Source organism: Streptomyces sp. NBRC 109706 (genome assembly GCF_000974485.1).
In the GTDB taxonomy this organism is placed as follows: domain Bacteria; phylum Actinomycetota; class Actinomycetes; order Streptomycetales; family Streptomycetaceae; genus Streptomyces.
Window position 1 is genome coordinate 683,137 of record NZ_BBOM01000007.1, and the last position, 25,448, is coordinate 708,584.

Annotated in this window: 16 protein-coding genes; 9 read left to right on the forward strand and 7 right to left on the reverse strand. The window is 71.3% G+C overall.

The annotated features are described in order from the left end of the window. Window positions 1-128: 128 nt before the first annotated feature. The 3 genes from AOM46_RS17000 (at window position 129) to AOM46_RS17010 (ending at window position 2,889) form a co-directional block, all read left to right on the forward strand. Window positions 129-1,328, forward strand: a complete 1,200-nt coding sequence (locus AOM46_RS17000; protein WP_234313815.1) for an Ig-like domain-containing protein — start codon at window positions 129-131, stop codon at window positions 1,326-1,328. Window positions 1,329-1,458: 130 nt separating this feature from the next. Continuing rightward, entirely contained in the window at window positions 1,459-2,235 is a 777-nt protein-coding gene (locus tag AOM46_RS17005) for an enoyl-CoA hydratase/isomerase family protein (RefSeq protein ID WP_062212294.1), read from the forward strand. A 96-nt stretch (window positions 2,236-2,331) separates the two neighbouring features. Further along, entirely contained in the window at window positions 2,332-2,889 is a 558-nt protein-coding gene (locus tag AOM46_RS17010) for an ATP-binding protein (protein ID WP_062212816.1), read from the forward strand. Between the two features lie 15 nt (window positions 2,890-2,904). On the opposite strand, the gene AOM46_RS17015 is transcribed toward AOM46_RS17010, so the two are convergent. Then, window positions 2,905-3,213 carry a hypothetical protein gene (locus AOM46_RS17015; protein ID WP_062212296.1) on the reverse strand — a complete coding sequence of 103 codons (309 nt, stop codon included), beginning with the start codon at window positions 3,211-3,213 and terminating at the stop codon, window positions 2,905-2,907. A gap of 205 nt (window positions 3,214-3,418) precedes the next feature. Between AOM46_RS17015 and AOM46_RS17020 the strand changes: the two genes are divergently transcribed. Together AOM46_RS17020 and AOM46_RS17025 are read left to right on the forward strand one after the other, a co-directional pair. After that, window positions 3,419-5,278, forward strand: a complete 1,860-nt coding sequence (locus AOM46_RS17020; protein WP_062212298.1) for an ABC transporter ATP-binding protein — start codon at window positions 3,419-3,421, stop codon at window positions 5,276-5,278. Continuing rightward, window positions 5,275-7,164: an ABC transporter ATP-binding protein gene (locus tag AOM46_RS17025; RefSeq protein WP_078856900.1), complete on the forward strand. Its 1,890-nt coding sequence runs from the start codon at window positions 5,275-5,277 to the stop codon at window positions 7,162-7,164. The genes AOM46_RS17020 and AOM46_RS17025 overlap by 4 nt, the downstream gene beginning before the upstream one ends. Window positions 7,165-7,776: 612 nt before the next feature. On the opposite strand, the gene glgP is transcribed toward AOM46_RS17025, so the two are convergent. The 6 genes from glgP to AOM46_RS17055 all read right to left on the reverse strand — a co-directional run bounded on the left by glgP (window position 7,777) and on the right by AOM46_RS17055 (window position 16,776). Further along, on the reverse strand, window positions 7,777-10,365 hold the full coding sequence (gene glgP / locus AOM46_RS17030; RefSeq protein WP_062212300.1) for an alpha-glucan family phosphorylase: 2,589 nt from the start codon (window positions 10,363-10,365) through the stop codon (window positions 7,777-7,779). A gap of 448 nt (window positions 10,366-10,813) precedes the next feature. Continuing rightward, window positions 10,814-11,941 (reverse strand): ABC transporter ATP-binding protein, encoded by a 1,128-nt coding sequence (locus AOM46_RS17035; protein ID WP_078856901.1) that lies wholly within the window; start codon window positions 11,939-11,941, stop codon window positions 10,814-10,816. Then, window positions 11,938-13,047 (reverse strand): ABC transporter ATP-binding protein, encoded by a 1,110-nt coding sequence (locus AOM46_RS17040; protein WP_078856902.1) that lies wholly within the window; start codon window positions 13,045-13,047, stop codon window positions 11,938-11,940. Before AOM46_RS17040 ends, AOM46_RS17035 begins: the two co-directional genes overlap by 4 nt. A 4-nt stretch (window positions 13,048-13,051) precedes the next feature. Beyond that, window positions 13,052-14,005: an ABC transporter permease gene (locus AOM46_RS17045; protein ID WP_062212302.1), complete on the reverse strand. Its 954-nt coding sequence runs from the start codon at window positions 14,003-14,005 to the stop codon at window positions 13,052-13,054. Next, the gene (locus AOM46_RS17050; protein WP_062212304.1) at window positions 14,005-15,009 is read right to left on the reverse strand and encodes an ABC transporter permease; all 1,005 of its coding nucleotides are present in this window, start codon (window positions 15,007-15,009) and stop codon (window positions 14,005-14,007) included. Before AOM46_RS17050 ends, AOM46_RS17045 begins: the two co-directional genes overlap by 1 nt. A 93-nt stretch (window positions 15,010-15,102) precedes the next feature. Beyond that, window positions 15,103-16,776 carry an ABC transporter substrate-binding protein gene (locus tag AOM46_RS17055; RefSeq protein WP_062212306.1) on the reverse strand — a complete coding sequence of 558 codons (1,674 nt, stop codon included), beginning with the start codon at window positions 16,774-16,776 and terminating at the stop codon, window positions 15,103-15,105. Window positions 16,777-17,032: 256 nt separating this feature from the next. Between AOM46_RS17055 and AOM46_RS34060 the strand changes: the two genes are divergently transcribed. The 4 genes from AOM46_RS34060 (at window position 17,033) to AOM46_RS17075 (ending at window position 25,416) form a co-directional block, all read left to right on the forward strand. Continuing rightward, on the forward strand, window positions 17,033-19,576 hold the full coding sequence (locus AOM46_RS34060) for a pectate lyase (RefSeq protein WP_067226297.1): 2,544 nt from the start codon (window positions 17,033-17,035) through the stop codon (window positions 19,574-19,576). Between the two features lie 435 nt (window positions 19,577-20,011). Beyond that, the gene (locus tag AOM46_RS17065; protein WP_062212308.1) at window positions 20,012-22,057 is read left to right on the forward strand and encodes an alpha-1,4-glucan--maltose-1-phosphate maltosyltransferase; all 2,046 of its coding nucleotides are present in this window, start codon (window positions 20,012-20,014) and stop codon (window positions 22,055-22,057) included. Next, a complete protein-coding gene (gene treS / locus AOM46_RS17070) occupies window positions 22,044-23,747 on the forward strand; it encodes a maltose alpha-D-glucosyltransferase (RefSeq protein ID WP_062212309.1) in 1,704 nt (567 codons plus the stop codon). Before AOM46_RS17065 ends, treS begins: the two co-directional genes overlap by 14 nt. A 202-nt stretch (window positions 23,748-23,949) precedes the next feature. Further along, a complete protein-coding gene (locus tag AOM46_RS17075; protein WP_067226299.1) occupies window positions 23,950-25,416 on the forward strand; it encodes a maltokinase in 1,467 nt (488 codons plus the stop codon). The last annotated feature ends 32 nt before the right edge of the window (window positions 25,417-25,448 follow it).

Sequence of the window (25,448 nt, forward strand, 5' to 3'; positions counted from 1 at the left end):
GGCGGTGCTGGAGTCGGCTCGAAGGGCCCTCTGAACTGCGACGGAACGGTGACACTTCCGCGTCCCATCTCGGTGATTCGGTGTGATTACCTGATTGATCAACTGGGGTTGCGAGGGGAGATTCCGACGTGCGAACGGGGATCGGGGCCAGACGGACGCGCAGGGGGACGGGGGTACTGCTGGGGGTCGTCCTGCTGGCGTTGACCGCGTGCAGTGGGAGCGACAAGGCCGAGGAACCGGCCGAGGAGGAGACCGAGACGCCGGCGATCTCCATCACCATCACACCGGAGGACGGCGCCACCGATGTGGCCACCACCGGCGCCCTCGCGGTCGGCGCCGAGGACGGGACCCTGACGGAGGTCACCGTCGCCGGACCCGAAGGCGAGGACATAGCCGGCGAGTTGACCGAGGACGCCACCTCCTGGGAGCCCACCGAGGCCCTTGCCAACAGCACCGAGTACACCCTGACGGCGGTCGGGGAGAACGCCGACGGGGAGTCCGAGACGCGGTCGGCCACCTTCACCACCGTGGCCGCCGACGCGACCTTCTCCAGCTACTGGAACATCCCGGACGGCTCGGAGGTGGGCGTCGGCATGGAGCTGTCGGTCACCTTCGACACCCCGATCGAGAACACCGCCGAGATCAGGGACGCCATCCAGATCACCACCGACCCGCCCGTCGAGGTGCGCGGCCACTGGTTCGGCCAACAGCGCGTGGACTTCCGGCCCGAGGAGTACTGGGAGCCGGGGACCGAGGTCGAGGTGCGCTTCCGGATCAGGGGCGTCGAGGGCGCCGACGGCGTCTACGGCACCCTGCGGGAGGATATCGGCTTCACCGTGGGCCGCAGCCAGGTGACCACCGTGGACGCCGCCGCGCACACCATGGATGTCGTCAGGGACGGCGAAACGCTTCGCACCGTGCCGATCACCGCCGGCGCCCCGGGCACCGAGACCTGGAACGGCAAGATGGTGATCACCGAGAAGCACAAGGAGACCCGGATGGACGGGTCGACCGTCGGCTTCGGCGGCGAGTACGACATCGCCGACGTGCCGCACGCCATGCGGCTCTCCACCTCCGGCACCTTTGTCCACGGCAACTACTGGGCGTCCTCGGCCACCTTCGGCAGCGACAACGTCAGCCATGGCTGCGTCGGCCTGCGGGACAGCCAGGGCGCCGGCGATCCGAACACCGACGCCGCGTGGTTCTACGACAACTCGATCATCGGAGACGTCGTCGAGGTGATCAACTCCGACGACGACATCATCGCGCCCGACAACGGCATCAACGGCTGGAACATGGACTGGGCGGACTGGGGCGCCGGCCAGTAACAGGCGGGCCCCGCGCCACCGAAAGACACCCCGCCCGAGCCCCGGCCGGATCGCCGACCAGCGAACCGACCGGGGCTCCGGCGCGCCGGCCCGGGCCCGCGCCGGCCACCCCGGGCATAGGCTCGGACGCATGACGGTACATCTCGAAGTGGCGGACGGCGTGGGCACCTTGACGCTGGACCGGCCGCCGCTCAACGCGTTGGACATCGCCCTCCAGGACCGGCTGCGCGCCCTGGCCACCGAGATCGCCGGGCGGGACGACATCGGGGCCGTGGTGCTCCGGGGCAGCGAACGGGCCTTCGCCGCCGGGGCCGACGTCAAGGAGATGCGGGCGATGGACCAGGCCGCGATGATCGCGCGCGCCCGGGACCTGCAGGACGCCTTCACCGCCGTGGCCCGGCTGCCGCAACCCGTGGTGGCCGCCATCACCGGCTATGCCCTGGGCGGCGGCCTTGAGTTGGCGCTCACCGCCGATGTGCGGTTCGCCGCCGAGGACGCCAGGCTCGGCCAGCCGGAGATCCTTCTCGGGCTCATCCCGGGCGCCGGCGGCACCCAACGGCTGCCCCGGCTGATCGGCCCCTCCCGCGCCAAGGACCTGATCTTCACCGGCCGCCAGGTGGCCGCCGACGAGGCGTTGGCCCTCGGGCTGGTCGACCGCGTGCTGCCGGCGGACCGGGTGTTCGCCGAGGCACACGCCTGGGCGGCCCGGCTGGCCAGCGGCCCGGCCACCGCGCTGCGCGCGGCCAAGGAGGCCGTGGACGGCGGCCTCGACGCCGGCATCGACACCGGCCTCACCATCGAACGCACCTGGTTCGCCAGCCTCTTCGCCACCGACGACCGCGCCGAGGGCATGCGCTCCTTCGTCGAGGAAGGGCCCGGCAAGGCGCGCTTCGGCCGACGCGACTGACGCGGGGCCGAAGCGCCGGGAGCCGATGCGCGGCCGGCGCCGGTAGTTGCCCGGAAACGGCACGCGCCTCGGCTCCGCGCGGCCATGATGGTGCACATGGCTGCAACGGCGGACGTCCCCACGAGCGAGATCGAAGGCACCCACCCACGCGACCGGGGAGCGTGCGCGTCCGCGCAGCGGGACAGCAGACAGCCGTGCGGCACCGCCCCGCACGACACGCCACAGCCGCCACAGCCAGCGGCGCCGACGCCCGCCGCCGACGACCCCTCGCTCGGCGAGCTGCTGCTGCCCTCCGAGCCCGCCTCCGCCGGGCTGGCCAGGCGCATCACCCGGCACCAGCTGGGCGTCCGCTGGCAGTTGCCCGAGGAGCTGACCGAGAACGCCGTACTGCTCGTCTCCGAACTCGTCGGCAACGCCGTGCAGCACGCCGGCGCACCGGAGTTCGGCCTGCGCTTCCGGCGGGGGCGCGGGCGCGTGCGGGTGGAGGTGAGCGATCCGTCCCGGGCGCTGCCGGTGCTGCTGCCCGTGCGCGAGATGGCGGTGATCAGCGGACGCGGCCTGTTCCTCGTGGACACCCTGGCGGACCGCTGGGGCGTGGACCTGCTGCCCCAGGGCAAATGCACCTGGTTCGAAATGCGCGCGCCGCACCGCTGACACCCCCGACAGCCGCTAACGCCCGGGCCGGCGGCGGGTGCTCGCGCGGCGGCGGCGATCGTTGCACAGCAGGCAGCGCCCCCAACCGGGCGGCAGCGGATCCTCCGGATCGCCGTACAACGGATCCACCGCGCCCCTGGGATGCTCCCGGCATCCCGTCTCCCCCGCTCCTCCGCTCAACGCCAACGCGGCGGACAGCGCCCGACGCAGCGCGTCCACCAACACCTCCGCCTGCTCCCCCGTGGGCGCCTCCTGGTCGAAGGCCACATCGGACGCCGTGCGCAACGCCGACTGCACCGCGCGCAGCTCTGCCTGATCGCTCATGCCGGCCACAGTAGGCGGCGCCACTGACAACGGCCCCACCGGCAACAGCACCCGCCACCGGCGGCCACCACGTATCCGCGCGTCGACCGAAAGCGACGACCCCGTCGTTGAGCTGCGAGAACGCCTCGACCCAGGAGTATCGGTCGGAGGTCCTAGGACGAAAACCCGTGGGCGTTGTCAGTGGCGAATCGTAGGCTCGGGAACGATGTCTGCCACAGCCCCCGCCTCCGCCGCCCCCGAAGTCCCCCCTCGAAAACGCTCCGTCGTCCGCGCCCTGTTGCGGCTGTGGCCCTATGTGCGGCCGGTCCGGGCGCGCGTCTTCAGCGCCGCGGGGGTGGCCATCGTAGCCGCCTCCATGGGCCTCGTCATGCCGCTTGTGCTGAAGTGGATGGTCGACGGCCCGGTCGCCGACGGCGACACCGCCGGCATCTGGTGGGGCGGTCTGGTGCTGCTGTTCGTCGGCCTGGCGGAGGCGCTGCTCTTCGGGCTGCGGCGCTGGCTGGTGGCGCGCCCGCTGGCCAAGGTCGAGGCCAACATGCGCGACTCCCTCTACCGCCATCTGCAGCGCCTCCCCGTCACCTTCCACGACCGCTGGCCCACCGGCCAGCTGCTCTCCCGCGGCACGGGCGATCTGCAACTGCTCCGGATGTTCCTCGCGTTCGGCCTGACGTTCCTGATCGTCAACAGCGCGACGATCCTGATCGGCTTCGGCGTGCTGCTGGTGCAGGACTGGACGCTGGGCCTGGTGCTGGTCCTGCCCGTGGTGCCGCTGATCGTGCTGTGCGCGATGTTCGAGGCCCGCTTCTCCCTGGTCGCCCGCCGCGCCCAGGACCAGATGGGCGATCTGACCACCGTGGTCGAGGAGTCCATCCTCGGCATCCGGATCATCAAGGGCTTCGGCCGCCACCGCAGCCAGGCACGCGCCTTCCAGGTGCTCTCGGGGCAGCTGCGCGACACCGAGCTGCACAAGGCCAAGCTGCTGGCCGGCATCTGGCTGGTGATCCTCGCCCTGCCCGAGCTGTTCCTCGGCACGGCGCTGGTGCTCGGCATCTCCCAGGTCGCCGACGGCGATCTGACGGCCGGCACCCTGGTCGCCTTCATGGCCACCGCGATGGTGCTGCGCTGGCCGGTGGAGTCCATGGGCTTCCTGCTGGCCCTCTGCAACGAGGCCGGCACCGCGACCGACCGGCACTTCGAGGTGCTGGACGAGCCGATACCCGACGAGCCCACGCCGACGCCGGCCGCCGCGCTGCCCGCCCCATCGGGCGAGGGCGCCGCCGCCGAAGTGCCGGGCGACGGCATCAGATTCGAGAACGTCGTCTTCCGCTATCCGGACGGCCCCGCCGACGCGACCCCGGTGCTCGACGGGGTCACGCTGCATATCCGCACCGGCGAGACGATGGCGCTGGTCGGCGCCACCGGCAGCGGCAAGACCACGCTGCTGGCGCTGCTCCCCCGGCTGCACGAGGTCACCTCGGGACGGATCACGCTGGACGGCGTGGACACCGCCACGCTCTCCAGGGCCGAGGTGCGCGCCCGGGTCGCCGTCGCCTTCGAGGAGCCCACGCTGTTCTCGGCGACGGTCGCGGAGAACGTCCTGATGGGCGCGGAGGACGGCGGCGACGCCGAGCTGGACCGCGCGCTGCGGATCAGCCAGGCCGACGCCTTCACCCGTGCGCTGCCCGCCGGGCTGGACACCGAGGTGGGCGAGCAGGGGCTCAGCCTCTCCGGCGGCCAGCGGCAGCGCCTGGCGCTGGCCCGCGCGGTGGTCGGCCGCCCCCGCTTCCTGGTGTTGGACGATCCGCTCTCCGCCCTCGACGTGCACACCGAGGCCAAGGTCGAGGCGGCGCTGCGCGAGGTGCTGGTCAGCACCACGGCGCTGGTGGTCGCCCACCGCCCCTCCACGGTGCAGCTGGCCGACCGGGTGGCGCTGCTCTCCGAGGGCCGCGTCATCGCCGTCGGCAGCCACACCGAACTCCTGCGTACCCACGCCGAATACCGCCGGCTGATGACCGGAGCGTCGTCGGCCGAACCCTCTCGATCCGCTGAGGCGCGCGTCCCATGACCACCACAGTCAACGACCAGGACACCGACAACCACGACGACCAACCTCTGCCGGAGCCGGCGGTCGAGCCGCTGGAGGTGGTGCCGCCGGCGCCGGACGACCCCTACGCGCAGGACCAGCTGCCCGCGCCCCGGGGCGCCTCCCGCCAGCTGCTGCTCTCCCTGCTGCGGCCCCACCGCGCCCGGGTGGCCCTGGCCGCGGTCCTGCTGCTCACCCAACAGGCCGCCGTGCAGGCCGTGCCGCTGCTGGTGGCCTACGCCATCGACTCGGGCGTGCCCGCGCTGCGCGACGACAACAACGGCCCGCTGATCGCGGTCGCCGTCGCCTATCTGCTCTGCGCGCTGGGCGCCGGCGCGTTCCAGTCCGTGTTCATCCTGGTCTCCGCGCGGATCAACCAGAGCGTGCTGCTCGATCTGCGCGGCCGGATCTACCGCCACGCGCAGGCGCTCAGCCTGGACTTCCACGACCGCTACACCTCCGGCCGGCTGATCTCCCGCTCCACCAGCGACGTCCAGTCGCTGCGCGAGCTGCTCAACGAGGGCCTTCAGGAGATGCTGCTGATCCTGGTCTCCCTCACCTACATCGGCGGCCTGCTGTTCTATCTGGACGTGGGCCTCGGCGCGGCGGCGCTGGTGTCGTTCATCCCGCTGACGCTGCTGGTGCGCAGCTACCGCCGGCGTTCGGCGCAGAAGTTCAGCGAGCGGTCCACCGCGATAGCCGCCGTGATCGTGAAGTTCGCGGAGACGATCAACGGCATCCGGCCGGTGAAGGCGTTCCGCAGGGAGCGGGCCAACGACCGCTCGTTCGACCGGCTCAACCGCGACCACGAGCGGATCAACGGCGACACCATCATGGAGATGTGCCGCTTCGTGGTGCTCTCCCGGCTGGTGGCCGCCGTCGCGGTCGCCACCATCGTGCTCTGGGGCGCCCACCGGGTGAACGCGGGCGAGATGGAGCTGGGGGCGCTGGCCGCCGGCGCGCTCTACATCCGGCGGCTCTACGATCCGCTGGACCGGTTCGCGATGCTGCTCAACAGCTACCAGTCGGCCGTCGCCTCGCTGCACAAGATCTCCGGTCTGCTCGCCCAACGCCCGGACGTGCCCGAGCCGACCGACCCCGAGGCCCTGCCCGAACGGGCCAGCGACCAGCCGGGACGCGAGGTGGTCTTCGACGGCGTCCGCTTCTCGTACCGGACGGGCGACGATGTGCTGCCCCGCTTCGACCTGACGTTGGCCGCCGGCCAGACCACCGCGCTGGTCGGCGCCACCGGCGCCGGAAAGTCGACGCTGGCCAAGCTGCTCGCCCGCTTCTACGACCCGTCCGAGGGACGGGTGCTGCTCGACGGCACGGATCTGCGCCGGCTCGGCCTGGCGGAGCTGCGGCGCGGCGTGGTGATGGTCACCCAGGAGGCGTTCCTCTTCTCCGGCACGGTCGCCGAGAACATCGCGCTGGGCAAGCCCGACGCCAGCCGGGAGGAGATCGAGCGGGCCGCGCGGGCGATCGGCGCGCACGAGTTCATCGAGTCGCTGCCCGACGGCTACGACACGGATGTGCGCAAGCGCGGCGGCCGGATCTCGGCGGGCCAGCGGCAGTTGGTGGCGTTCGCCCGGGTGCTGCTGGCCGACCCGGCGGTGGTGATCCTGGACGAGGCCACCTCGTCGCTGGACATCCCCGGCGAGCGGGCCGTGCAGGACGCCATGGTGACGGTGCTCCGCGACCGGACGGCGCTGGTGATCGCGCACCGGCTGTCCACGGTGGAGATCGCCGACCGGGTGCTGGTCATGGAGAACGGCCGGATCGTCGAGGACGGCACCCCCACCGACCTCATCGCCGGCACCGGCCGCTTCTCCGACCTCCACCGCGCATGGCGCGAATCCCTGGCCTGACGCTGCCGAAAGCGTTGCCGGAGGCCCGGCTGCCCTGAGCAGCCGCGCCCCGCCGTCCGGCGTTCCGCCGGGCGGCGGTGGCTCCGCTGGTGCGGGTGGGCCGCCCCGACACCCGAAGGCGCAGCCGGCGTTCAAGGCAACCAGCGCCGTCGGTACGGGTGGGCCCACCCGGGGATCTGGCGGCCACTGCTCAGCGCCACCGGCACCGCCACGCGGGCCGGACCACCCCACCGGCACCTGCGCCGACCGGCCCGCCACCCCCCGGAGCCCCAACCACCGTTCAGACCACCGGCGCCACCGGTGCGGATGCGCCCTTCCGGAGATCGTGCGACCGTCGCGCAGACCACCGGCACCACCGGGGCGGCGGACCCATCCACCGGCCGGCCGGCCACCAACACCGCCGATACGGCCGGACCCACCCGGCGATCCGTCGGCCGCCGTTGGCAGCCGGTGCCGCCGGTGCGGCTGGGACCCCATCCACCGGCCGGCCGGCCACCGTTCAGAACCACCGGTACCGCCGATAGAGCCGGACCCACCCGGGGATCGGCCGGCCGCCGCGCAGGCAGCCAGCGCCACCGTTACCGCCGAACCCCCGGGTGGGCCGGCCGTGGTTCAGGGCAGCCGGGCTCCCGGCATCGCTGAGTCGCCGGCGATGGAGACCAGGCCCAGCTCCGCGCGGGAGGCCAGCAGGGGATGGGCCGGCAGCACCCGCACGGTGTAGCCGAACGGTCCTGGCCGATGCAGCGTCAGCTCGCCCTCGAAGGTCCACCGACCCTCCAGGTCCGGGCCGCCGGTGGCCTTCAGCGGGACATAGCCCGGCTCGGCCAGGGTGTCGTCGCCGTCGACCCGACCGGTGACCGCCTGCACCTCGACGGCCGAGGGCTCCAGCGCGCCCAACGCCACCCGCACCCGCAGCGAGACCGAACCGCCCAGCGTCGGCGGCTCGTTGCCCGGCTCCACATGCTCGACCACGACGCCGGACCACTCGGCGGTGACCCGTTCGGCGAAGGCCGACAGCTCGCCCGCCGCCTCGGCGGTCATCGCCCGGTGCGCCGCCGCGGCCGGCGCGTAGAGCCCGGTGATGTACTCGCGGAGCATCCGTTCCGCCCGTACCCGGGGCGCCAGCCGGTCCAGGGTGGCCCGGACCATCTCCAGCCAACGCCCGGGCAGCCCGGCGCCGTTGACGCCACGGTCGTAGAAGCACGGCGCCACCTGCTGGTCCAGCAGCGTGTAGAAGGCGGCGGCCTCGATGGCGTCGCGCCGGTCCGGCTCGGCCGCCGCGACCCCGTCGGCGGTGGGGATCTCCCAGCCGAAGTCGGGATCGCACCACTCGTCCCACCAGCCGTCCCGCACCGAGAGGTTGAGGCAGCCGTTGAGCGCCGCCTTCATCCCCGAGGTGCCGCACGCCTCCAGCGGGCGCAGCGGGTTGTTGAGCCAGACGTCGCACCCCGCGTACAGGGAGCGGGCCATGCCCATCCCGTAGTCCGGCAGGAAGACGATCCGATGGCGTACCTCCGGGTCGTCGGCGAACCGCACCAGCTCCTGGATCAGCCGCTTGCCGCCGTCGTCCGCCGGATGCGCCTTGCCGGCGACCACGATCTGCACCGGTCGTTCCGGGTGCAGCAGCAGCGCCCGCAGCCGGTCCTGATCGCGCAGCATCAGTGTCAGCCGCTTGTACGAGGGCACCCGGCGGGCGAAGCCCAGGGTGAGGATGTCCGGGTCGAACACCTCGTCCACCCAGCCCAGTTCGGCCTGGCCGGCGCCGCGCTGCCGCCAGGAGGCCCGCAGCCGCGTCCTGACGTCGTGCACCAGCTGTTCGCGCAGGCCCCGGCGCAGCTCCCACAGCTCGGTGTCGCTCGGATGGCCCTCGGCCAGCCGCCGGGTGGCGTCGGCCGTCCAGGTCGGCGCGTGCACCCCGTTGGTGACCGAGCCGATGGGCGCCTCCGCCGGGTCGAAGCCGGGCCAGAGCCCGGCGAACATGCCCCGGCTCACCTGTCCGTGCAGCGTGGACACGCCGTTGCAGCGCTGCGCGGTGCGCAGCCCGAGCACCGCCATGTTGAACGGGGGCGGCTCCTGGGCGTCGACCGGCTGCCCGCCGGGCGCCGCCGCGCCAAGCGGCTCGCGGCCCAGGCCGAGCAGCGCCTGGGCATCGACCGAGGCCAGCTCGCCGCCCTCGCCGAAGTGCCGGGCGACCAGCTCCTCGTCGAACCGGTCGATGCCGGCGGGCACCGGCGTGTGGGTGGTGAAGACGGTGCCGGCGCGCACGGCGCGCAGCGCGGCGTCGAAGCCGACGCCCAGCTCCCCCAGCTCGCGGATCCGCTCCGGGCCGAGGAACCCGGCGTGGCCCTCGTTCATGTGGAACACCTCGGGCTCGGGGTGTCCGGTGAGTCGGCAGTACGCGCGCACCGCGCGCATGCCGCCGATGCCCAGCAGCATCTCCTGGAGCAGCCGGTGCTCGCTGCCGCCGCCGTAGAGCCGGTCGGTGACGTCGCGTTCGGCCGGGCCGTTCTCGGCGACCGTCGAGTCCAGCAGCAGCAGCGGCACCCTGCCCACCCACACCTGCCAGATCTGCGCCACCAGGGTGCGCCCGCCTGGCAGTGCCAACGTGACCCGCGCCCGGCTGCCGTCCTGCTCGGTCAGCGGGGTCAGCGGCAGCTCGTGCGGGTCGATCACCGGATAGTGTTCCTGCTGCCAGCCGTCCGGCGACAGGCTCTGCCGGAAGTAGCCGTGCCGGTAGAGCAGCCCCACGCCGATCACGGGGGCGCCCAGGTCGCTGGCCGCCTTGAGATGGTCGCCGGCCAGGATGCCCAGGCCGCCGGAGTACTGGGGCAGCGCCGCGGTGATGCCGAACTCGGGGGAGAAGTAGGCGATGGAGCGCGGAAGTTCGCCGCCGGCCCTGGCGTCGGCCCGCTGGTACCAACGGGGCTCGGTCAGATAGTCGCGCAGGTCCTCGACGGCGACGCCGAGGCGGCGCAGAAAGCCCCGGTCGGCGGCGAGCGCGGCCAGCCGGCCGGCGGTGACGGAGCCCAGCAGCCGCACCGGGTCCTCACCTCCCGCCTGCCAGCCGTCCGGATCGACGGACCGCAGCAGCTCACGGGTTTCGGGGTGCCAGGACCAGCGGAGGTTGTGCGCCAGTTCCTGGAGAGGTCGCAGGGGTTCGGGAAGGACGGGACGTACGGAGAAGCGACGGATGGCCTTCACCCCTCGACCGTAGCCGGGGGCCGGGGGCGGTTGCGGTGCATTGCGGCTGATTCAGCTGGATCGCCCCCCACAACCACCCCGCCGGAGGCCCGGCTGCCCCACGCGGCGCCCCACCCCGGCGGACGGTTGGCCACCCCGGGGGACGATCCGAATGGTTCGGACGAGGCCCGGACCGGTAGTCGGGGCTTCAGGCCTTCGGCCCGGCAGCGCGTCGACCGGGAGCCGAAACGTACGCCGCGCGGGCCGAGGGGCCCGGACTGCTGCCCTGACCGGTGGTCGGGGCGCCGAACCCCGGCCAACGGTCGGGCGCCCGAACCGGGGCCGGCACGCCAGGGGCCCCGACAGCTCGCGGCCAAGGCCGGAAGGCCGGAAGGCCGGAAGCCCGGAACGCCGGCCCCCGCGCGTCCCCCGGGGTCCTGACCGGTGGTCGGGAGCCCGGGGGACGGGGTCAGGAGCCGCTGTCCCCGCCGGTGGCCGGCGCGCTCTCGACGACGGAGGCGTCGGCGGGGGCATCGTCGGCGGCTGCGGCTGCGGCGTCCCCCGGAGGGAGGATGCGTTCGGCCAGTCCCCTGGTCGGTTGGACGGTGCCGGCCGCGATCTCGGCGGCGTAGTGGCAGGCCACGCGGTGGCCGTCCGCCTGTTCGACCAGTTCGGGGCGTTCCGTGTCGCAGCGTTCCGGCTGGCGCCAGGGGCAGCGGGTGTGGAAGCGGCAGCCGGTAGGCGGATTGGCCGGGGACGGCAGGTCACCCTTGAGCAGGATGCGTTCCCGGTTGTCCTCCACCTCCGGGTCCGGCACCGGGACCGCCGACATCAGCGCCCTGGTGTACGGGTGACGCGGCTCCGCGTAGAGCGCGTCGCTCGGCGCCTCCTCGACCAGCGCGCCCAGGTACATCACGCCGATCACGTCCGAGATGTGGCGGACCACGGCCAGGTCGTGGGCGATCACCAGATAGGTGAGCCCCAGGGATTCCTGCAGCTCCTCCAGCAGGTTGATGACCTGCGCCTGGATGGAGACGTCCAGCGCGGAGACCGGCTCGTCGCAGATGATCACGTCGGGTTCGAGGACCAGGGCACGGGCGATGCCGATGCGCTGGCGCTGTCCGCCGGAGAACTCGTGCGGATAGCGGGAGAGCGCGGTGGCCGGCAGGCCCACCTTCTCCAGGACCTCGACGATCCGGGCTCGGCGTTCCTCGCGGTTGGCGCCGATATCGTGCGCCGCCATGCCCTCGGCCAGGATGGACTCGATGTTCTGCCGGGGGTTGAGGCTGCCCAGCGGGTCCTGGAAGACCATCTGGAGGCGGCGCCGGGAGCGGCGCATCTCCTCGTCGGGCAGGGCGGCCAGGTCGGTGCCGTCGAAGACGACCTCGCCCGAGGTGATGTCGTTCAGCCGCAGCACGGCCCGGCCCAGCGTGGTCTTGCCGCAGCCGGACTCGCCGACCAGACCGTAGGTCTGCCCCGCCTCGACGGAGAGGGTCACCCCGTCGACGGCGTAGACATGGCCGACCGTGCGATCGAAGAACACGCCGCGCTTGACCGGGAAGTGGACCTTGACCTCGCGGAGTTCCAGCAGGCTCATTCGGAGGTCTCCCCCTTCGGTGGTGCGGCCTCGACCGGTTGGCCGGACTTCGGTGGTGCGGCCCCGACCGGCTGGTCGGACCCGCTCGCCGGGGACTCGGGCAGCGTGGCCACGGCGAGCGGTTCACGCACCGGGTTGACGCAGCGGGCGTGGTGGGCCGGCTGGTCGTCGGCCCCGTCGAGCGGCCCGAGGCCCGGGGGGCCGGAGAGGCATTCCAGGGTGTAGAAGTCGCAGCGCGGGGCGAAGGCGCAGCCGTCGGCCCAGGCGATCTGGTCGTTGATGGAGCCGCGCACCGGGTTGAGCGGTTCGCCGCGCGGGGCGTCGAGCCGGGGTATGGAGCCCAGCAGGCCGTGCGCGTACGGGTGGGCGGGGGCCGCGAACAGGGTGCGCCGGTCGGCGGACTCCACCACCTTCCCCGCGTAGAGCACGTTGACCTCGTCGCAGAGGCCGGCGACCACGCCCAGGTCGTGGGTGATCATCAGCAGCGCGGTGCCCTGCTGGTCGACCAGCTCCTTGAGGAGTTCCAGGATCTGGGCCTGGATGGTGACGTCGAGCGCCGTGGTGGGCTCGTCGGCGATCAGCAGGCGCGGCGCGCAGGCCACCGCCATGGCGATCAAGGCGCGTTGCCGCATACCGCCGGAGAGCTGGTGCGGGTACTCCTTGAGCCGCCGGGTCGGGTCGGGGATGCCGACCCGGTCGAGCAGCGAGGCGGCCTCCTTGCGGGCGGCCTGGCCGCGCATCCCCCGGTGTCGGGCGAGGATCTCGGTGACCTGGACGCCGATCGGCACCACCGGGTTCAGCGAGGACAGCGGGTCCTGGAAGATCATGGCCAGCTGGGTGCCACGCAGATCGCGCAGCGCCGAGGGGCGCAGGGTCAGCAGGTCGGTGCCGCGGAACTCGGCCCGGCCCTCGACCCTGACGCCCTTCTTGGGCAGCAGTCCCATCAGGGCGAGCGAGGTGACGCTCTTGCCGCAGCCGGACTCGCCGACCAGGCCCACCACCTGTCCCTCGTCCACGCCGAAGGAGACGCCGGAGACGGCGGTGGTCTCGCGCTGGCCGCGTCCGGCGAAGGTGACCTTCAGTTCGTCCACGGAAAGCAGGGGCATGGGATCAGCTCCGCAGTTTCGGGTCGAGTGCTTCCCGCATGGCCTCACCGAGCAGGGTGAAGCCGAGAGCGGTGATGATGATGCCCAACGCGGGATACATCGCCATCAGCGGCGCGTTGTCGAAGAACCGTTCGGCCTGGGCCAGCATGACGCCCCACTCGGGTTGGGCGGCGTCCGGGTTGCCGAGGCCCAGATAGGACAGGGCGGCGGCCTCGATGATGGCGGTCGCCAGGGCCAGCGTCGACTGGACGATGACCGGGCCGAGCGAGTTGGGCAGCACATGGGCCAGCACCACCCGCCGTCTGCGCACGCCGAGCGAGCGGGCGGCCAGCACGTAGTCCGCGTTGGCCTGGGCCAGCATGGAGCCGCGCAACAGCCGGGCGAAGATGGGGATCTGGACCACCCCGACCGCGATCATGACCGTGGTCAGGCTCTGTCCCATCACGGCCGCGATGCTCACCGCGAGCAGCAGCGACGGCATGGCGAGCATCATGTCGATGAAGCGCATCAGCACGGAGTCGAGCCGCTGTCCGGCCCGGCCGCCGAAGGAGAGGGCCGCGCCGGAGATGCCGCCGATCAGCGCGCCGACGGCGAAGCCGAGCAGCGTGGAGACGACGCCGACCAGCAGCGTCTGGCGGGCGCCGACCAGCATCCGGGAGAGCTGGTCGCGGCCGAGGTGGTCCAGGCCGAGCCAGTTGCCGTCCCGGGGGCCGACGAAGACGCCCCGGTTGGTGAAGACCTCGTCGCGCCAGGTCTGGGAGGTCGGGTTGTAGGGCGCGACCCAGGGACCGATGATCGCGATGATCACGAACACCGCCATCACGCCGGCGCCGATCAGCGCCATCTTGCTGCTCCGCAGCCGGCGGAACGCCTCGACCCAGAGGCTGGCACCGCTGGCGGTCTCCCGCTGGGCGGTGAGTTCGGCGAGTCGGTCGATCTTGTCCGTCTTGGTCGACATCAGTTCACCCGCACTCTCGGGTCGATGAGGCTGTAGGTGAGGTCGACCAGCAGGTTGATGAGGACATAGACCAGTGCGATGAAGAGGATGAAGCCCATGAGCGTGGGGTGGTCACGGCCGGAGATCGCCGTTCTGATGAAGCTGCCGATCCCGCCGAACGAGAACGCGGACTCGGTGAGCACGGCGCCGGAGAGCAGGCTGCCGGTGAGCAGCCCGATGGTGGTGACCACGGGCAGCAGCGCGTTGCGCAGCACATGGCGGGCGCGGATCACCCGCTTGCGCAGGCCCTTGGACTCGGCGGTGCGCACATAGTCCTCGCTGAGCACTTCGAGCACGCTGGCCCTGGTGATCCGGACGATCACCGCGAGCGGGATGGAGGCGAGGGCGACGCCGGGCAGGATCAGATGCTGGATGGCGTCCCAGGACGCGTCGAACTCCCCGGTGAGCAGCCCGTCGAGGACTCTGAAGCCGGTCACCTCGGTGGCGTTGATCCCGGTGGTGAGCCGGCCGCCGCTGGGCAGCCAGCCCAGGTTGACGGCGAAGATCGAGCGCAGGATGACGGCGAGGAAGAACACCGGGACGCAGATCCCGATCAGCGATCCGGAGACGGCGGTGACATCGAGCCAGGTGCCACGTCTACGCGCGGCGAAGTAGCCCAGGGGGATGCCGACGACGACGGCGAACAGCAGGGCGGTCAGGCCGAGTTCGATGGTGGCGGGGAACCGCAGGGTGAACTCGTCCCAGACCGGCTGTCCGGTCTGGGTGGAATTGCCGAGGTCGAGCTCGGCCAGCCGGCGAATCCACCGGCCGTACTGGACCCATACCGGTTGGTCGAGGCCGAGTTGCGACTCGATCTGCCGGCGGGACTCCTCCGTGGCGCGCTCGCCGAGCAGCGCCGAGGCGGGACCGCCGGGGAGGCGGTGGATCCAGAGGAACAGTAGGACCGACAGGCCGAACAGCGTGGGTATCAGCTGGAGCAGCCTGCGGACGACGAGACGGAGCACCTAGGGGCTCCCCTTTCTCTCAGCTCCGGGTAGGGCGCCGCCCGGCCACGGCGGTTGCCGTGGCCGGGCGGCCCACACCCTTGTTCGCGCGGGTTACTTGAAAGAAACCTCGGCGAAGTTCTCCTGGGTCAGCGGAGAGACGGTGGGCGGGTTGACATCGGCCGAGAAGGCGATGGAGGGCGGCGAGCTGGAGATCGGCACGCCGGGCAGGAACTCCATGATGGCCTCGTTGGCGGTGGCGTAGAGGCCCTCGCGGGTCTCGACGTCGGGCTCGGTCCTGGCCTCGGTCATGAGATCGAAGATCTCGTCGTTCTCGAAGCCCCACTCCTTGGTGTAGCCGTCGAACCAGGTGCCGAGGAAGTTGTAGCCGTCGTTGAAGTCGCCGGTCCAGCCGAGCAGGTAGACGTCACAGCCGCCGTCCCTGGTGGTCTCGGTGTAGTCCGGGTTCCAGGTGAGGGCCTTCGGCTGGACGGTGACGCCGACCGCTTCGAGGTCGGCGCGCAGCAGCTCGTAGATGTCGGCGGGGGCCGGCATGTACGGGCGGGTGACCTCGGTCGGGTAGCAGAAGTCGAGCGTCAGGTCCTCGTGCCCGGCGTCGGCGAGCAGCTGCTGCGCCAGCTCCGGGTCGTAGTCGTAGGTCCGCACGTCCTGCGAGTAGCCGGCGACGGTGTCCGGCATGAACTGGGTGGCGACCACGCCGCCGTCGGGCAGCTGGGTGTCGACGATGTTCTGCCGGTCCAGCGCGTGGGCGATGGCCTGCCGCACCTCAAGCTCTTCGAGGGCGGGCTGCCGCTCCTGGGTGATGCCCAGGTAGAAGATGTTGAAGACGCCACGGACCGGGACCTGGAAGCCGTCGTCGGCCAGGGTCTGCACATCCGCGGGGGCGACCAGGTCGTAGCCGTGGATGTCGCCGGCCTGCAGCTCCTGACGGCGCGCCGACTCCTCGGAGATGGTGCGGAAGACCAGCTGGTCGACGCCGGCCTTCTCACCCCAGTAGTCGTCGAAACGCTCCAGGGTGACCTCGCCGTTGCCCTTGTTCCACTCGGTGACCCGGAACGGGCCGGTGCCGGCGACCGTGCCGCCCTCCTGGCTGTAGCCGGGGAAGGTGATGTCCTCCCCGCCACCGCTCGGGTCGTCCTCCGCGTACGCGGCGAGGGAGTCGGGCGAGTGGATGGAGAACGGCTGGAGCGAGAAGCCGCCGGGATAGTTGGCGGACGGCTCGGCCACGGTGATCACGGCCGTCAGCTCGTCGGGCGCCTCGCAGCCCACATAGTTGGCCTCGGGGGTGTCCTCGCTCTCGTTCTCGGCGAAGCCGCCGAAGATGTTCTGCCAGTAGTACGAGAGCGTGGTGTTCTGGTACGTGCCTGACCAGTTGTACCAGCGCTCGAAGTTCTGGCAGACCACGTCGCCGGTCAGGTCGCCGCCGTCGTGGAACTTGACACCCTCGCGCAGCGAGAAGGTCCACTCGGTGCCCGCGTCGTTGCTCGACCACTCCTCGGCGAGTCCGCCGACCAGCTCGGTACCTCCCGGCTCGTGCTCCAGCAGCGTCTCGAACGCCTGCCGGGTCACCCGGAACGTCTCACCGTCGCTGCCCAGGGAGGGGTCGAGGGAGGCGGGGTTGCCCGCGGCGCCGAAGACGAACACGTCGGAGTCGCCTCCGGAGCCGTTGTCGTCATCGTCCCGCTCACTGGCGCAGCCGGTCGCGACCAGGCCGATCGCTATGGCCGCCGCGAACATCTTCGCGGCGCGGGGTCTTGCTATGCGCATTGATCCACCTCAGAGGGTCGGAACGGTGGTTGGGGCGTTAGCCGGTGGACGGCACATTACTGCTCGGGAATATGGCTGTGAACAGCGTTCAGCCCGGCGATATCGACCTGAGACGTGGCGCGTAAACCGCCCAAATCGCCCACGTCGCCGGGTGGCGCCTCGAAGAATCAGGGGAGTCCCCGGCAACCTCGGGCGCCCCGGTGACCACCTGGGGGCGTCCATCACGCACCAACTCCCCCACATACGAGGAGACCTCGTGCCTTCCCCTCATCACGCACCAACCGGCGGGCGCCGGAGGAGGCTGCTGTCCTTCGCCCTCGCCGGCGTCCTGGCGGCCGGCGGCTTCACGGCCCTGGCGCAGGCCCAGGAGACGGACGCCCCACCGGCCGACTCCCCCACCCAGGCGCGGGCCGGCGGCCTGGACCGGGGCCTGGTCAGCGTCGGGGGCGACCAGGGCAACCTGGTGAGCTGGCGTTCGCTGGCGTCCGATCCGGAAGGGGTGGCCTTCCATCTCTACCGGGACGGCACCCGGATCACCGAGAGCCCGCTGTCCGGCGCCACCAACTACCTGGACGAGGGCGCGCCGGCGGACGCCGGCTACTCGCTGGCCACCGTCACGGACGGCGTCGAGGCCCTGGACGCGGCCGAGGCGCTGGCGCTGCCCAACGCCCATACCGACATCCCGCTGGACCGGCCGTCGAACAGCCATACGCCCAACGACGGTTCGGTCGGCGATCTCGACGGGGACGGCGCGTTGGAGATCGTCGTCAAATGGGAGCCGGACAACGCCAAGGACAACTCGCAGGCCGGCGTGACCGACAACGTCTACCTGGACGCCTACCGGTTCGACGGCACCCGGCTCTGGCGGATCGACCTGGGCCGCAACATCCGCGCCGGCGCGCACTACACGCAGTTCCAGGTGTACGACTACGACGGCGACGGCTCGGCCGAGGTGGCGGTGAAGACCGCCGACGGCACGGTCGACGGCGCCGGCGCGGTGATCGGCGACGCGGGCGCCGACCATCGCAACGGCGAGGGCTATGTGCTGGCGGGGCCCGAGTTCCTGACGGTCTTCGACGGCGCGACCGGCGCCGCCCTGGACACCGTCGACTACGTTCCGGCGCGCGGGAACACCTGCGACTGGGGCGACTGCTACGGCAACCGGGTGGACCGCTTCCTGGCCGGCACCGCCTATCTGGACGGTTCGACCCCCTCGTTGATCATGGCGCGCGGCTACTACACCCGATCTACCATCGCCGCCTGGGACTTCGACGGCCAGTCGCTGCGTCAGCGCTGGTTCTTCGACAGCGACCAGGCGGGCAACCAGTACGCGGGCCAGGGCTCGCACAGCCTGTCGATCGGCGATGTGGACGGCGACGGGCGGGATGAGATCGTCTATGGCGCGATGACCGTGGACGACAACGGCAGCCCGCTGTGGACCACCGGCACCGGGCATGGCGATGCTCAGCATCTGGGCGATTTCGATCCCTCAAGCCCGGGTCTTGAGTACTTCAAGGTCTCCGAGTCCGCCAACCAGCCCAACTCGCTGCTGATCGACCCGGCCAACGGGGACATCCTCTGGCAGACCCCGTCCGGCACCGACAACGGCCGGGGCGTCGCCGGCGACATCTGGGCGGGGAACCCGGGCGCCGAGTTCTGGTCCAGCGCCGACGGCTCGCTGCTGAACCTCGCCGGCCAGCCGATCGGCCGCAAGCCGAGCAGCGCCAACTTCCTGGTGTGGTGGGACGGTGACGCCACCAGGGAACTGCTGGACGGCACCCATATCGACAAGTACGGCCCCGACGGGGACCAGCGGCTGCTGACCGCCGAAGGGGTGGCGTCCAACAACGGCACCAAGGCGACGCCCGTGCTCTCGGCCGACATCCTGGGCGACTGGCGCGAGGAGGTCGTCTGGCGCACCTCGGACAACAACGCGCTGCGGGTCTACTCCACGGACATCCCCACCGACCTGACGTTCCCCGCGCTGTTGGAGGACCGCCAGTACCGGACGGGCGTGGCGTGGCAGAACACCGCCTACAACCAGCCGCCGCACCCCAGCTTCGCGCTGGACGCGGGGAGCGCGGGGACGGACACGCACGCCGGCGTGCGCGCCGCCGCGTGGCCGGAGCCGACCGACGAGGTCTCGGTCGACGAGACCATCGAGGTGGACGGCGAGTTCGACGGCGGCAACGTGCGCTATGTGCCGGGCCCCGGGCTCGGCGACGGCGGGCAGGGCGAGGACCAACTGCCGGTCTTCGAGGTCGCCGAGGGCGGGACGCTGCGCGACGTGGTGATCGGCTCCCCCGGCGCCGACGGGGTGCACTGCGCGGGCAGCTGCACGCTGGAGCGCGTCTGGTGGGAGGACATCGGCGAGGACGCCGCCACCTTCAGGGGCGGCGACGACTCCCGGTTCACCGTCACCGGCGGCGCGGCACGCGGCGCAGACGACAAGGTGTTCCAGCACAACGGCGGCGGCGAACTGACCGTCACCGACTTCGTCGCGGAGGACTTCACCACGCTCTACCGCTCCTGCGGCAACTGCTCGACGCAGTACCAGCGCTCCGTGGTGCTGGAGTCGGTCGAGGTGACCGCGCCGGCCAGCCGGCTGGTGGGGATCAACGAGAACTACGGCGACAGCGCGACGCTGCGGGACATCACGGTGCTCGGGGACGACGACCGCGATCTGGTGCCCTGCCAGCGGTACCTCGGCAACGACAGCGGGGACGAGCCGGAGGAGACCGGCAGCGGCCCCGACGGAACGTTCTGCCGGTACACGGAGTCCGACATCTCCTACGACTGACCGGCCCGTTCGGCGTTGGCGGGAATTCACCGACCGCCGCTTCCCGACCGGCTCATCCGACCGGCCTCCACCCGCTTCCGGCAGGTGGGGGCCGGTTTTCCCGTGCCCACTCGGGGAGTCGGGACCGGTGGTTCGCCCGGGGTTTCGCCCGCCCATTGTTCCGGCTGTTATGCCGGCCGATGTATACGACATCAACGGATCTTCGCGAACCGCCCGACAGTTTCTCCGAGTGGATACGCGGCGGTCACCGGTCACCGGATTGTATAGCCCTGTCGGATGGGCAGGCTTGGCACACGGAACCCCCCACACGAGTGAACGCGCACCGGAGCGGCCATGCCCGAAACCAGTCACTCAGCGATCCAACGGATACAAAGGACAACGTCCCCTCACGGCGAGGGAAAAAGCCCGCCCCCGACGCTTCCAGGTGATCCCCACATGATCGGTCGTATCCCTGTCCTTGACGTCCAGCCGCGCGTTGACTGCGGGCGCCGCCCCGTCAAGGCCGTGCCGGGTGAGACCTTCCTGGTCTCCGCGACCGTCTTCCGCGAGGGGCCCGACGCGGTCGGCGCCAATGTCGTGCTGCGCGACCCCGGGGGGCGCGGCGGCCCCTGGGTGCCGATGCGCGAGCTGGCGCCCGGGCTCGACCGGTGGGGCGCCGAGGTCACCCCGGACCGGGAGGGCCGTTGGACCTACGCGGTCGAGTCCTGGGGCGATCCGGTGACCAGCTGGCGCGCCCGCGCCGCCATCAAGGTGCCGGCCGGCGTGGATGTGGAGCTGACCCTGATGGAGGGCGCCGAGCTGCTGAAGCGGGCGGCCGGCGGGGTGCCCAAGAGCGCGGGCCGGGAGGCGGTGCTGAGCGCCGTGGCCGGCCTGCTGGACCCCGAGCTGCCGCCGGCGACCCGGCTCGCCGCCGCCCAGGCGCCCGAGGTGACCGAGGTGCTGACCGCGCATCCGCTGCGCGAACTGGTCAGCTCCTCACGGCCGATGCCGCTGGTGGTGGAGCGGGAGCGGGCCCTCTTCGGCTCCTGGTACGAGCTGTTCCCCCGCTCCGAGGGCGCGGTGGTGCGGCGCCATCTGCCGCCGGTCTCCGGCACCCTGCGCACCGCCGCCGAACGGCTCCCCGCCATCGCCCAGATGGGCTTCGACGTGGTGTACCTGCCGCCGGTGCACCCCATCGGCACGGCGTTCCGCAAGGGCAGGAACGGCGCGCTCGACGCGCGTTCCGACGATGTCGGCTCGCCCTGGGCCATCGGCTCGGCCGACGGCGGGCACGACGCGATCCATCCGGATCTGGGCACCCTGGAGGACTTCGACGCCTTCGTGGCGACGGCGCGCGAGCTGGAGTTGGAGGTGGCGCTCGACTTCGCGTTGCAGTGCAGCCCCGACCATCCGTGGGTGAAGTCGCATCCCGAGTGGTTCGCCAGACGCGGCGACGGCACCATCGCCTTCGCGGAGAACCCGCCGAAGAAGTACCAGGACATCTATCCCATCTCCTTTGAACAGGACTTCCGCGGACTGGTCACGGAGACGCTGCGCATCCTGCGGTTCTGGATGGCGCACGGCGTGCGGATCTTCCGGGTGGACAATCCCCACACCAAGCCGGTGGTGTTCTGGGAGAAGGTCATCACGGAGATCAACAGAACGGATCCGGACGTCATTTTCCTGGCCGAGGCGTTCACCCGGCCCGCGATGATGCACACGCTGGCGCAGATCGGATTCCAGCAGTCGTATACCTATTTCACCTGGCGCAACACCAAGGAGGAGCTGACCGAGTACCTGACGGAACTCTCCGGTCCCGCCGCGTCCTATATGCGGCCCAACTTCTTTGTGAACACGCCGGACATCCTGCACGCCTATCTGCAGAACGGCGGGCGGGCGGCGTTCAGGACACGTGCGGTGCTGGCCGCGACGCTCGCCCCCAGCTGGGGCATGTACGCCGGCTACGAGCTGTGCGAGAACACGCCGGCGGCGCCGGGCAGCGAGGAGTACGCGGACTCGGAGAAGTACCAGTTGCGCCCCCGCGACTGGGCCGGCGCGGAGGCCGCCGGGGAGAGCATCGCCGGGCTGATCGCGTTGCTCAACACGCTCCGGCGGCGCCACCCCGCGCTGCGCCAGCTTCGCGATCTGCACTTTCACCGCACCAACAACGAGCACATCCTGGCCTACTCCAAGCGGACGCGGACACCTCAGGCCGACTGCGTGCTGATCGTGGTCAACCTCGATCCACACCACACCCACGAAGCGACGGTCTCGTTGGATATGGAGCAACTCCAAGGGTGCGGCCTCACGCCCGCGCAGGAAGGTGGCGCCGAGCCCTTCCCGGTGTGCGACCAGCTCACCGGGACGACCTACTACTGGGGCAGGGACAACTATGTGCGGCTTGAGCCGGGCCGTGCGGATGCGTACGCCTCGTCAGCGCACATCTTGGCCCTGCGACCGTCCTCACAGACCGGAGGGTCACCCAACCATGAGCGTCAATGAGCCGGTCCTCGACACCTTCGAGGACACGCCCGACCGCGACCGTGATCCCGAGTGGTTCAAGCGCGCGGTCTTCTACGAGGTCCTCGTCCGCTCCTTCCAGGACAGCAACGGCGACGGCATCGGTGATCTGAAGGGGATCACCGCGAGGTTGGACTATCTGCAGTGGCTGGGTGTGGACTGCCTGTGGCTGCCGCCCTTCTTCAAGTCCCCGCTGCGCGACGGCGGGTACGACGTCTCGGACTACACGGACGTGCTCCCGGAGTTCGGCGATCTGGCCGACTTCGTCGAGTTCGTGGACGCGGCGCACCAGCGGGGCATCAGGGTCATCATCGACATGGTGATGAACCACACCAGCGACCAGCACCGCTGGTTCCAGGAGTCCCGCAGGGACCCGGACGGCCCGTACGGCGACTACTACGTCTGGGCCGACGACGACAAGGGATACGCGGACGCGCGGATCATCTTCGTCGACACCGAGTCGTCGAACTGGGCCTTCGACCCGGTCCGCAAGCAGTACTACTTCCACCGCTTCTTCTCCCACCAGCCGGATCTCAACTACGAGAGCCCGGCGGTCCAGGAGGAGATGATCTCCGCGCTGAGGTTCTGGCTGGACCTGGGCATCGACGGGTTCCGGCTGGACGCGGTGCCCTACCTCTACGCCGAGGAGGGCACCAACTGCGAAAACCTTCCTGCCAGTCACGGCTTCCTGAAACGGGTGCGGGCCGAGATCGACGCCCACCACCCGGACACGGTGCTGCTGGCCGAGGCCAACCAGTGGCCGGAGGATGTCGTCGACTACTTCGGCGACTACGACAGGGGCGGGGACGAATGCCATATGGCGTTCCACTTCCCCGTGATGCCGCGCATCTTCATGGCGGTGCGTCGCGAGTCGCGGTATCCGGTCTCGGAGATCCTGGCCAAGACCCCGCAGATCCCCGCCGGCTGCCAGTGGGGGATCTTCCTGCGCAACCACGACGAGCTGACCCTGGAGATGGTCACCGACGAGGAGCGCGACTACATGTACGCGGAGTACGCCAAGGATCCGCGGATGCGCGCCAACATCGGCATCCGGCGGCGGCTCGCCTCGCTCCTCGACAACGACCGCAACCAGATCGAGCTGTTCACCGCGCTGCTGCTGTCGCTGCCCGGATCGCCGATCCTCTACTACGGGGACGAGATCGGGATGGGCGACAACATCTGGCTGGGCGACCGGGACGCCGTGCGCACCCCGATGCAGTGGACGCCGGACCGCAACGCGGGCTTCTCCTCCTGCGATCCCGGCCGGCTCTTCCTGCCGACCATCATGGACCCGGTCTACGGCTACCAGGTCACCAACGTCGAGGCGGCGATGAGCAGCCCCGCCTCGCTGCTGCACTGGACCCGGCGGATGGTGGAGATCCGCAAGCAGAACTCCGCCTTCGGCCTCGGCAGCTACACCGAACTGCCGTCGTCCAACCCGGCCGTGCTCGCCTATCTGCGCGAACACGGCGACGACCTGGTGATGTGCGTCAACAACTTCTCCAGGTTCTCCCAGCCCACCGAGCTGGACCTGCGGCCCTGGACGGGCCGTGTGCCGGTGGAGTTGATCGGCGGGGTGCGCTTCCCGCCGATCGGCGAACTCCCGTATCTGCTGACCCTCGCCGGTCACGGCTTCTACTGGTTTCGGCTGCGTGAAGCTTCTGAGACATAAGGCGTAGAAGGGCGCCTTCCCGGCTTACCCCCAGTCCGCTGGGGGAAGCCTCCCCCTGGCAGGGCATTGGCCAGGGCCTCTCTCCGCGTTACGGGCCTCACCCGCACGGCCGTTCCTGCACGACACGTCCCGCACCATCAGGCAACCCACGCCTCAATCCGGGACACTTCGTGACATATCTCGCGCCCGGGGAAAGGACGTCATGTCGGATAGCTCCGCGCCCCGGGCTGCCCCGGCCGAGATCCCCCAGCTCGCCACGGGGCAGGGCAGTGCCCTGCTGCGGTCGCTGACCGGGCTGCTCGCCAACTGGCTGCCGGAACAACGCTGGTTCGCCGGCAAGGGCCGTCCGCTCGGCGAGCTGACCCTGATCTCGGCGACCGAGATCCTGCCCTGCGGCCCGGCGGGCACCACCCCCGGGCTGCTGCACCTGATCGTGCGCGCCGGCGCGAGCGCCGGCCGCGCGAGCGAACCCCGAGCGGCCGAAGGCGACTGCTACCAACTGCTGCTCGGGGTCCGCCCGGCGCTGCCCGAAGCGCTGGCCCCCGCGTTGGTCGGCCGCCCGACGGAGGGTCCGCTGCGCGGCCGAGCGGTCTACGAGGCGCTGCACGACCCCCGGTTGGCCGGGCTGCTGCTGGAGCGGCTGCGCGCCCCTGGACGGCTCGGCACCCTCTCCTTCGGCCGCGCGCCCGACACCACCATCCCCACCGGGCTCACCGCCCGGGTGCTCACCGGCGAACAGACCAACTCGTCCGTGGTCTTCGGCGAGGCCCATATCCTCAAGCTGTTCCGCCGGGTCAGCCCCGGGATCAACCCGGACCTCGAACTGCCCCTGGCCCTGGCCCAGGCCGGCTGCGCCCGAGTGCCGGCACCCGCCGCCTGGTTCGAGGCCAGCTGGCCGGGCGCCGTCGGCGAACCGCTCACCCTCGGCGTGCTCCAACCGTTCCTGGCCGGCTCGACGGACGGCTGGCAGCTCGCCCAGCTCTCCCTGGAGACCGGCGGCGACTTCACTTCCTCCTCCCACGCCCTCGGCATGGCCACCGCCGAGGTGCACGCCGCGCTGGCCACCGCGCTGCCGACGGAACGGCTGGCCGGGCACCAACTGGAGGCAATCGCAAGGGCGATGATGGAACGGCTCAACGAGGCGGCCGACGTGGTCTCCGCGCTGCGCCCCTACCGCGACGGGCTGCGCCGCGCCTATGTCGCACTGGCCGACCACGCGGCGCGCGGCGGCGCCGCGCTGGCGCAGCGGCTGCACGGGGACCTCCATCTGGGCCAGGTGCTGACCGTCGCCGAGCCCGCCGGCGGCGGCGACGCGCACTGGACGGTGATCGACTTCGAGGGCGAGCCGGCCAGACCGCTGGCCGACCGCCGCCAACCGGGCCCACCGGTGCGGGACATCGCCGGCATGCTGCGCTCCTTCGACTACGCGGCCTGCCAGCACCAGGTGCGGGGCAACCGGGGCGCGGCCGAATGGTCCCGCGCCAACCGGGCCGCCTACTGCGCCGGCTACGCGGCGGCCAGGGGCACCGATCCGCTGCGGGAACGGGAGCTGCTGCTCGCCTACGAGACGGACAAGGCGATCTACGAGGTGCTGTACGAGGCCAGGCACCGCCCCTCCTGGCTGCCGGTTCCGATGATTGCGATCCGCCGTCTGGCCACCGCCGGCTGACCGAGCCCCACTGATACGGCCGGCCCCTTTTC

What these genes read in the sequence shown, in the direction of transcription:
- AOM46_RS17010 (WP_062212816.1), top strand. Translation starts at nt 2,332, where the DNA reads ATGGCTGCAACGGCGGACGTCCCCACGAGCGAGATCGAAGGCACCCAC.
- AOM46_RS17035 (WP_078856901.1), bottom strand. Translation starts at nt 11,941, where the DNA reads ATGAGCCTGCTGGAACTCCGCGAGGTCAAGGTCCACTTCCCGGTCAAG.
- AOM46_RS17055 (WP_062212306.1), bottom strand. Translation starts at nt 16,776, where the DNA reads ATGCGCATAGCAAGACCCCGCGCCGCGAAGATGTTCGCGGCGGCCATA.
- AOM46_RS17045 (WP_062212302.1), bottom strand. Translation starts at nt 14,005, where the DNA reads ATGTCGACCAAGACGGACAAGATCGACCGACTCGCCGAACTCACCGCC.
- AOM46_RS17005 (WP_062212294.1), top strand. Translation starts at nt 1,459, where the DNA reads ATGACGGTACATCTCGAAGTGGCGGACGGCGTGGGCACCTTGACGCTG.
- AOM46_RS17015 (WP_062212296.1), bottom strand. Translation starts at nt 3,213, where the DNA reads ATGAGCGATCAGGCAGAGCTGCGCGCGGTGCAGTCGGCGTTGCGCACG.
- AOM46_RS17075 (WP_067226299.1), top strand. Translation starts at nt 23,950, where the DNA reads ATGTCGGATAGCTCCGCGCCCCGGGCTGCCCCGGCCGAGATCCCCCAG.
- AOM46_RS17020 (WP_062212298.1), top strand. Translation starts at nt 3,419, where the DNA reads ATGTCTGCCACAGCCCCCGCCTCCGCCGCCCCCGAAGTCCCCCCTCGA.
- treS (WP_062212309.1), top strand. Translation starts at nt 22,044, where the DNA reads ATGAGCGTCAATGAGCCGGTCCTCGACACCTTCGAGGACACGCCCGAC.
- AOM46_RS17025 (WP_078856900.1), top strand. Translation starts at nt 5,275, where the DNA reads ATGACCACCACAGTCAACGACCAGGACACCGACAACCACGACGACCAA.
- AOM46_RS17065 (WP_062212308.1), top strand. Translation starts at nt 20,012, where the DNA reads ATGATCGGTCGTATCCCTGTCCTTGACGTCCAGCCGCGCGTTGACTGC.
- AOM46_RS17040 (WP_078856902.1), bottom strand. Translation starts at nt 13,047, where the DNA reads ATGCCCCTGCTTTCCGTGGACGAACTGAAGGTCACCTTCGCCGGACGC.